Genomic DNA, 7743 nt, shown 5'->3' on the forward strand with positions numbered 1-7743 from the left:
ATCTTTACTGGAGAAAGCTATCGATACCGTAATTCTAGTATTCGAAAATAAGTAAAAATAGTGTTGGCAAGTGGTCGCAAAATTAATGACCATTTATTACATTTTTTGATTGCCAAATGCACACTATCTGCATTAATGGGGTCTGCTAAGTGACCGATAATGTGCGGTGGTACAAGTGTAGGATCTATTTCTTCTTTGTAAAAGGACATTGTTTCATACCCAATTGCACTAATCGGAACATAGTAACCTAGTTTCTTTGTTAGTACTTGCGATAGACGTTGTTCTGCTGTCATGCTTGAACACTCCTTTCTACATGTAACCTGATTCTTTTAATGAACGGAAATTGTTTTCACATAAAATTAAATGATCGATTACGTCAATACCTACAATTTGACCCGCTTCCATTAACCTTTGTGTAACTGCTATATCTTCTGGTGAGGGAGTTGTATCATTGCTTGGGTGGTTATGTCCACAAATGATACTAGCTGAGTTACTTAGTATTGCAGACTTTAATACCTCTCTTGGATGTACAATACTTGAATTGAGAGAACCTATGTGTACAACTTGAATATTTGTAGGTTGGTTCTTCGTGTCCATGCAAAGCACTACAAAGTGTTCACGATCCACATCCCCTAAGAATTCTTTCATCAATTCATAGGCATCTTGAGGTGAACGAACTCTACGGTTCTTGTACATCATCGTTTTCTCTCTAACTAATTTCACTGATACAATGTCAACTCGTTTTGCTGGTACATTCTTTTGATTTTCTTCCATATCATTTCCTCCTAAAATAGAAATAGCCCCAACTCCACGAATGGAATTAGGGCAATATATTTATCATTCAGTATTATAATATAAATTTATATTTCTATTTATAGCGGTTTTATAAAGATATCCTGTAAATAATTCCAGTAATGCATAATATAATGGCTAGAACAATACTCACTAAATTAATTACGTAAAGCCATTTAGGCGCTGCTTGTTTATCCTTCTCAGTAATCTCAACATCATCGTTTAAGACAATCTCCATCTCTTCTTCATTGCAGAAATAGCAATGATGTTCGGAATAGCTAGTGCAGTTACTAAATATAGAATTGTGTTAGCGATTGCCAAGAAAAACAAAAATGATGATCCTATCCCGTACAGTAAGATTGGTGCAAGCACACTGATGAGTAGAAAAAGTATTGCCATTTATATTCGCTCCTGAGATTGTCCTACTATAAAAATACCATACTTCTCTATTGTCTTTCATATGTATTTTAGAAGAATAACAGTAAAACCAAGGATTTTTCACGAATACATAAACAACTATTACAACACTGCGAACGCATCAAGGACACAAAGGCAAAAACACCAATTGCTTCACCCACCTATCTTCCGACTTCCACGGATGAAACGAAACTAGAAGCAACACCAGTGTTGAATGGTCTCTATCATACTTACAAAAAAATAGCATAACCCTTCACTAGTAATTTTTTAAAGCCTTCAATGAAAGGCTTATTTGTCATGCCATCCTTTTTCAAAACTCTAATCTTCTCCGAATATATCCTTTACATTTTGTATAAAATAATCACATTTCAGTCTGTAAAAAACAAATCACCATTTAAAATAGGATGATTTAATCGTAGTTTGACTTTTTGAAGGGGACAGGTACTTTCATTTGATTTTCTTCCATATAAATCACTCCTTAATGGTTTAGTAAATACAAAAAGCCCTAACACCTGTAATAGATGATAGGGCTCATTAAGGAAATAATATATGTCTGAATTTGGCTTTGTTTCAGTAAAAAGAAAAGCCATACACAGCCGAAGCTATGTAGAGCTTTTCGTTAATTCTAGAATTCTATTGAATTGCCAAAATTATTTTTGCAAAAGATGCACATTATTTAATAATTATGCTTCTTCTTTTAATGTTACTGTTGCTGAAGCTGGAGCATCAGGTCCAGTAGTTGCAGCAGTGAAATCTACTTCAAAAGTAAAAGTAGCTTCATTTGTTGTTTCATTACCAGCAAATGCTAATGTGAACTCATAAGTAGCATCAACTGTTGGTAATTCAGTAAATGTAATTACTAATGATGTTTTATCATCAGATAATTTAGCAGTAGTACCTGCTGGGAATTGTCCAGCTTCAGCACCTACAGCAATAGCTTCTAATGCTAAGTTAGCATCTACAGCTGCTGTAAATGTTACTGTAATTGTTTTTTCTCCTACTACAACACCATCACCTGTTTTTACTTCTGGAGTTGTAATAGTTTCTTTTTCTGCTGGTGCTTCTGCTACTAATTCAACTGCAACAGTAGCATCAGAACCTTTTACAGTTTTTGTTGCAGTATACTCTTCGTAACCTTCTTTAGTTACTTTAATAGTATATTCACCATTTGTAACTTTTGCTAGATCAGTAACTTCTTTTCCATCTTTTGTTGTTACTTTAATTGTTGCTCCAGTTACTGCTTCTTTTGTAGAAGCGTCAGCAACAGTTACAGTTAATCCATAAGTAGCTTCAACTAATGCTTTAATTGCATTTTCAAGTGCAGTTGTTTGAGCATTTTTGTCAGCTGCAGTTGCGTTTGGTGCTTCATATACTTTTTTAGCTTGTGTAAGAGCTGTTTCTAAAGCTGAATAATCTTTATATTGTTTATCTGCCTTAGCATCAACGATTGCTTCAGCATCTTCGATAGCTGCAGCTAATTTTTCAGCCGCTTCTTTAGATGCACCTTGAGCAGGAGTTGATGTTGTACCTTCACCTTTAGATGTTACAGCGCTTCCCGCTTTATTGTCTAATACTAATGTTTTAGTATTTGCAACATTAATTGTAGCTGTAGTGCCAGCTACAGTTGTTACGTTTGCATTTTCAGTAACATTAATAGCAGTTCCTGTGAAGTTACCAGCTAATACTAATTGTTGTGTAGAACCAGTTGACGTTGGAGCAATTGTTAATGCTGCAATAGAACCAGCTGATTCATTTACAATACGAGCACCGTTTGTGTCTTTAATAACTAATGCATTTAATGAACCAGAGTTGTAGAACGAATTATTATCGATATCAATAATAGTTGTAGTTCCTAAAATTGTTGCATAGTTTTTAATATCTGAATCAGGTGCAGTTACATTTAAATCACCTACTGTTTTACCAGATAGTGTAACAACAAAGCTTTGTCCTGCAGGTATATTAATATTTAGGTCTTCTGTAGAATTACCTAAGTTAAAGTTAAATGCATTTCCGCCTGCTGCTTGAGCTGCTGCTAAAGCCGCATTGAATTTTTGTTGTAATGTTTGAGCTGCTGGAGTTACTAAACCTTTTCCAGAACCTGAAGCAGTATTGATTGCGATTGTTACGTCATCGCCAGATCTGCTATATGTTACGTTTGCAGCATCTGCGTTACCTAAAATTGATTCAAAACGGTTAATATCAATTCTTGAATCAACAGATGGATTATTTGTACCTAAAGCATTTGCTTTTAACACATACGTATAGTTAAGATCCGCATCTGCATACTCAACAGGTGTTGTGTAAGTCGCATCATCAAATGTTAAAGTTTGACGGCTTAAGTTCACTGATTTTAAATCATCTGTATAAACATTAGGAATTACAGAAGAGTTATTGAAAGTAATTGAACCATTAGTAATCTTGTTGTTATATGAAGCTTTAACATCTACAGTTAAAACCTTCGCTGCAGTTAAGTCAAGCTCAGCTACACCGTTTACTACATCAACATAATAAGTTTCTGTACGGTTTAATTGACGAGAACCATCAACATATAAATCTTCTAATGAACTATTAGTAATATCAAAACGTGCTTGATATGTGCTTGAGCTAACTGGTGTGTTTTCGTTAACTTTTACTTTACCTTGTTTATCAAGTACAGATAAACGAGCAGTTGCAGCATTTGTAGCATTAGTTACTGCTTTACCATTGCTGTAGAATTTGATTGAAACTGAATCAATAGCAGGTGCTACAAATCGAGTGATTTCACCTTCTGCTTTAATATCAGCTTTATCTAAATCACCATCTTTATTACGATCGATGAATGCTACTGGTACAGCGTATGCTGTTGCTGAACGACCAAACACAGTGAATACTACTTCACCATTTTTATCAACAGTTAACTCTAAATTACGGCTAGGTACTGAACCATCTGTTTCAGTATATACAATTCCGTTAGAACCTAGTAGGTAAGTATCGCTTGATGATTTATCTTCATCTAAGAATACTCTAACTGCAGTTCCAGCAGGTACTGCTTTTCCGTCTTTAGTTAATACTTTAACTTTATAATCACGTCCACCATTACCTAAGTAGTTGTCATAGAATGATGCATCTGTGTCAGCAACAACTGGTGTAATAGTGATGTCATGGTAAAGTACATCTGAGAATGTTACTTTTGGAGCTTTTGCATTTAACTCAGTTTCAGCGAATTTAGTTGTTGATACATATGGAGTATCTACATTTACTGAATCTTTGAATACGATTGGTGTTACTGATACGTTTGTACCTGATACACCAAATGTAGCTTTACCTTTAGAATCAGTTTTTACAGCTGCTACTTGACTAGAACCATTTGTTAATTGGTATGGTGTTACACCTGAGTTATAGTGTGCATCAATAACTTTTGCATCTACGATTTTTTCAGATGTTGTATTTAAGTTTTCTTCAAAAGTAATGTAGTAAACTGTATTAGCAGCTCCAACTACTTCGTATACTTTCTTAGCTTGGTTAGCTAATTCGTTACCTTCAGAAATTTCTTTAACTGCTAATGATTCAGCCCAGTAAACATTACTGTTTGCAGATACTGAAGATTTGTTAGTAGCATAAGCAACTACGTTATCATTGTGTTCATAGTAACGAGTATAAGTGTAAGAAGCTACACCATCTGCGTTAGTATAAGCAACAGCTTCAATTTTAGCATTTTGTGCAGCAGCGTTAGCGTTAGCACCTGTAATGTTAAATGTTACTGGGATACCAGCTTTAGAGTCGCCTTCTGGAACAGTTACTTGTGCAGAAAGTGTTACATCTTTACCAATTGTACCTTGTAGAGATGGAGTTAAAGATTTGATTGCTGTTGGAACTACTGCAGATACACCTTGGAATGTACCAAGTTTGCTTCCACCTTCAGTTACTGTGTAAGTTTTACCAGCTTCTTGAGCCGAAGTAGTTAAAACTACAGTTTTAGCATTAGTTTGTTTAACAACTTTGTTTGAAATTGTTAAGCCTTCGATAGCGAAGTTTAAAGAAGCAAGATCAGTTACTGCTTCTTTGAATGTTACTTCAACAGTAGTGTTGTTAATTGCAGTTACAGATTCAACAACAACATCAGTTACATCAGAGAAATCAGTGTTAATCGCACGGTATAAGAATGATGCGAATTGACCACGAGTTGTTGTGCTGTTTGGATTGAATTTTGATGTTTTTGTGATATCGAAGAAGTCTAATACATCGATAGCACCTTGTTGTTCTTTAGAAGCTGAGTTTAAATCGATTACTTCTTTATCGAAATCTTGACCTGCTACAAAGTTAACAAGGTCAACATTGTTTAATTCGTCTAATGCACGAACAACTACAAGAGCCATTTGACCACGAGTAATTTTGTTTGCAGCGTTTAAGTTATTGTTAGAACCTTTGAATACGCCAGCATCTTTAACTAATGCAGCATACTCTACTAATTCTTGATCTTTATAATCAACAGGAACGTCATTGAAACGTTGAACTGTTTTAGCATCAGCTGGAACTGAATAACCTTTAGATACTAAGTATTTACCTAATAATTTAACAACGTCAGAACGAGTTAAATCTTTATTTGGTTTGAAAGTACCATCTGGATATCCATTGATCACTTTGTCAGCAGCTAAAGCGTTGATTGCTTCTGCGTGAGTGTTGTTTGCTACATCAGAAAATCCTGCAGCAGAAGCTACTGGAGCGATTGCAGATGCTACTAACGTAGCTGTTGCAGCTGTTGCTACGAATTTTTTGTATTTCTTTGGTTGGTTAGCCATAGAAAAATTTCCTCCTCATAGTTCAAATAATAATTTTAGTTATCCAATACTTACTAGAGTAGTAGATTAATAACTACACTATAAAAGTTTAGTAGTATACAAATGGTATGTCAACTATTTTTTAGCATTTCTGGCATATTTCGCCTCTATAATACTCTTAATTGATACATAGATTTGCAATTGGGATAACTTCAAATTTATCTCATTATGACATAAAACGACTAGTAGTACCAACATTTTCTTTAACAATACTTGGAAGTAATTTTTAAAAAATATTACTTTTTAACATTATTCTTACTCATTTTACTTATTTTCTATTTAAAATGTTATAATAGCGCTCTTCAGAGTCATTTATATTACTTATTAGTTGTTTTTGTAAAATAATTAAAATTATTGTTACAAATGTTGAAATTTGAAATATTATTAGCTTTTGATCTAATTCTATTTATTTTTCTTCTAAATTAACTAGTCGTCTCTTGATTTGTGATAGATTTTATCACCCGAATAAGTATATGAGGGGAGGGTAGAAATATTCCTAGTAGTTAAAAAGAATTTGTGAATAAATTGTGCCCAAAAAAGAAGACCCAAGCATTATGCTGCTTAGGCCTTCTTTTCGGGCTACCAACCATTTGTTTTTTCCTTGCAGGGAAAATTATATTGTAGAGGAAATCTTTACTACTTTTTACATTGTAACACCATCATTACATTTTAACAATCAAATATTACAAACATTACAGAATAATTTGATGGACTAAATTGAAAAAGCAAAGCAGTAATTAGCTTTGCCTATGAAAAAAAATTATTTTCGCTTCGACCCTCGTGCTACCTCTAATAAGAATAGCGGTAGTGCAATTTGTCTTTTAATTCGTTTCGGTTCCTTCATTAAACGATAGAACCATTCCATCCCCACTTTTTGGAACGCTTCTGGTGCACGTTTCACATTTCCTGCTAGTACGTCAAAGGACCCACCTACCCCTTGGTAAATCGTTGGGTGAAGTTTATCACGATTTGCATTTATCCAATTCTCCTGTTTAGGACTACCCATTGCAACGAATAAAATATCTGGTTTTGCTTCATTGATTTTCGATAGGACTTTTTCGTTATCCTTCTCATATCCATCTTGAGTCCCAGCAACTCGAATAGTTGGATATAGTTCTTTTAATTTGGCAGCAGCCTTTTCTGCGACTCCTGGCTTACCACCGTACAGGAAAATAGGCTTTTGATGTTTTGCTGATTCCGCGCATAAACGCATCATCATGTCTACGCCAGTTACCCGCTCTGTAATTTGCCCTTTTTGAATTTTGGATGCAAGGATAACACCGATGCCATCTGGAATTTGAAATTCTGCTTCATTTAATAGTTTTTTTAATGCTGGATCTTCCTTCGCTTTAATTATCTTCTCAGGATTAATCGCCACAATAAGTGACTTCTCTTTCTTCTCAATACGATTAAATATCTCTTCAATTAATTCATCGTAATTCTCCGTATTCACCTTGATGCCTAATACTGTTTCTTTCATTTTTATTCAACCGTCCATTTTTGTTATGTTTACTTCCATCATATCAGAAATGAGTGGAGAGTGCTTGTTTCAACCCGGAATTAGTCTGATTTAATAAAAAAGCATGATTATTTCATACTGAACTGAACCCTGAATAGTGGACACTTTAAAAAAAGTGGACCTATTCGGGGTTTTACTATTTTCAGAGTGGAGAAACCCCGTTATACTAACTTTACGAATTATGAACGGGAGAACATC

The 7743-nt window shown here is 34.5% G+C and carries 5 protein-coding genes; all 5 read right to left on the reverse strand.

The annotated features are described in order from the left end of the window. Positions 1–17: 17 nt before the first annotated feature. The 5 genes from D8M03_RS16640 to D8M03_RS16655 all read right to left on the reverse strand — a co-directional run bounded on the left by D8M03_RS16640 (position 18) and on the right by D8M03_RS16655 (position 7506). Positions 18–293 (reverse strand): hypothetical protein, encoded by a 276-nt coding sequence (locus D8M03_RS16640; RefSeq protein WP_121215922.1) that lies wholly within the window; start codon positions 291–293, stop codon positions 18–20. A 16-nt stretch (positions 294–309) separates the two neighbouring features. Next, the gene (locus tag D8M03_RS16645; protein WP_121215923.1) at positions 310–774 is read right to left on the reverse strand and encodes a JAB domain-containing protein; all 465 of its coding nucleotides are present in this window, start codon (positions 772–774) and stop codon (positions 310–312) included. A 240-nt stretch (positions 775–1014) separates the two neighbouring features. Continuing rightward, positions 1015–1191: a hypothetical protein gene (locus D8M03_RS17825; protein WP_170148486.1), complete on the reverse strand. Its 177-nt coding sequence runs from the start codon at positions 1189–1191 to the stop codon at positions 1015–1017. A gap of 701 nt (positions 1192–1892) precedes the next feature. Further along, entirely contained in the window at positions 1893–5987 is a 4095-nt protein-coding gene (locus tag D8M03_RS16650; RefSeq protein ID WP_121215924.1) for an S-layer homology domain-containing protein, read from the reverse strand. Positions 5988–6786: 799 nt separating this feature from the next. Further along, complete coding sequence (locus D8M03_RS16655; RefSeq protein ID WP_121215925.1) at positions 6787–7506, reverse strand: WecB/TagA/CpsF family glycosyltransferase; 720 nt, start codon at positions 7504–7506, stop codon at positions 6787–6789. Positions 7507–7743 lie beyond the last annotated feature (237 nt).

Source organism: Ureibacillus endophyticus (assembly GCF_003628435.1).
Classification (GTDB): Bacteria; Bacillota; Bacilli; order Bacillales_A; family Planococcaceae; genus Ureibacillus; species Ureibacillus endophyticus.

Excerpts from the sequence above, each read along its gene's own strand:
- D8M03_RS16655 (WP_121215925.1), bottom strand. The coding sequence starts at position 7,506 with ATGAAAGAAACAGTATTAGGCATCAAGGTGAATACGGAGAATTACGAT.
- D8M03_RS16650 (WP_121215924.1), bottom strand. The coding sequence starts at position 5,987 with ATGGCTAACCAACCAAAGAAATACAAAAAATTCGTAGCAACAGCTGCA.
- D8M03_RS16640 (WP_121215922.1), bottom strand. The coding sequence starts at position 293 with ATGACAGCAGAACAACGTCTATCGCAAGTACTAACAAAGAAACTAGGT.
- D8M03_RS16645 (WP_121215923.1), bottom strand. The coding sequence starts at position 774 with ATGGAAGAAAATCAAAAGAATGTACCAGCAAAACGAGTTGACATTGTA.
- D8M03_RS17825 (WP_170148486.1), bottom strand. The coding sequence starts at position 1,191 with ATGGCAATACTTTTTCTACTCATCAGTGTGCTTGCACCAATCTTACTG.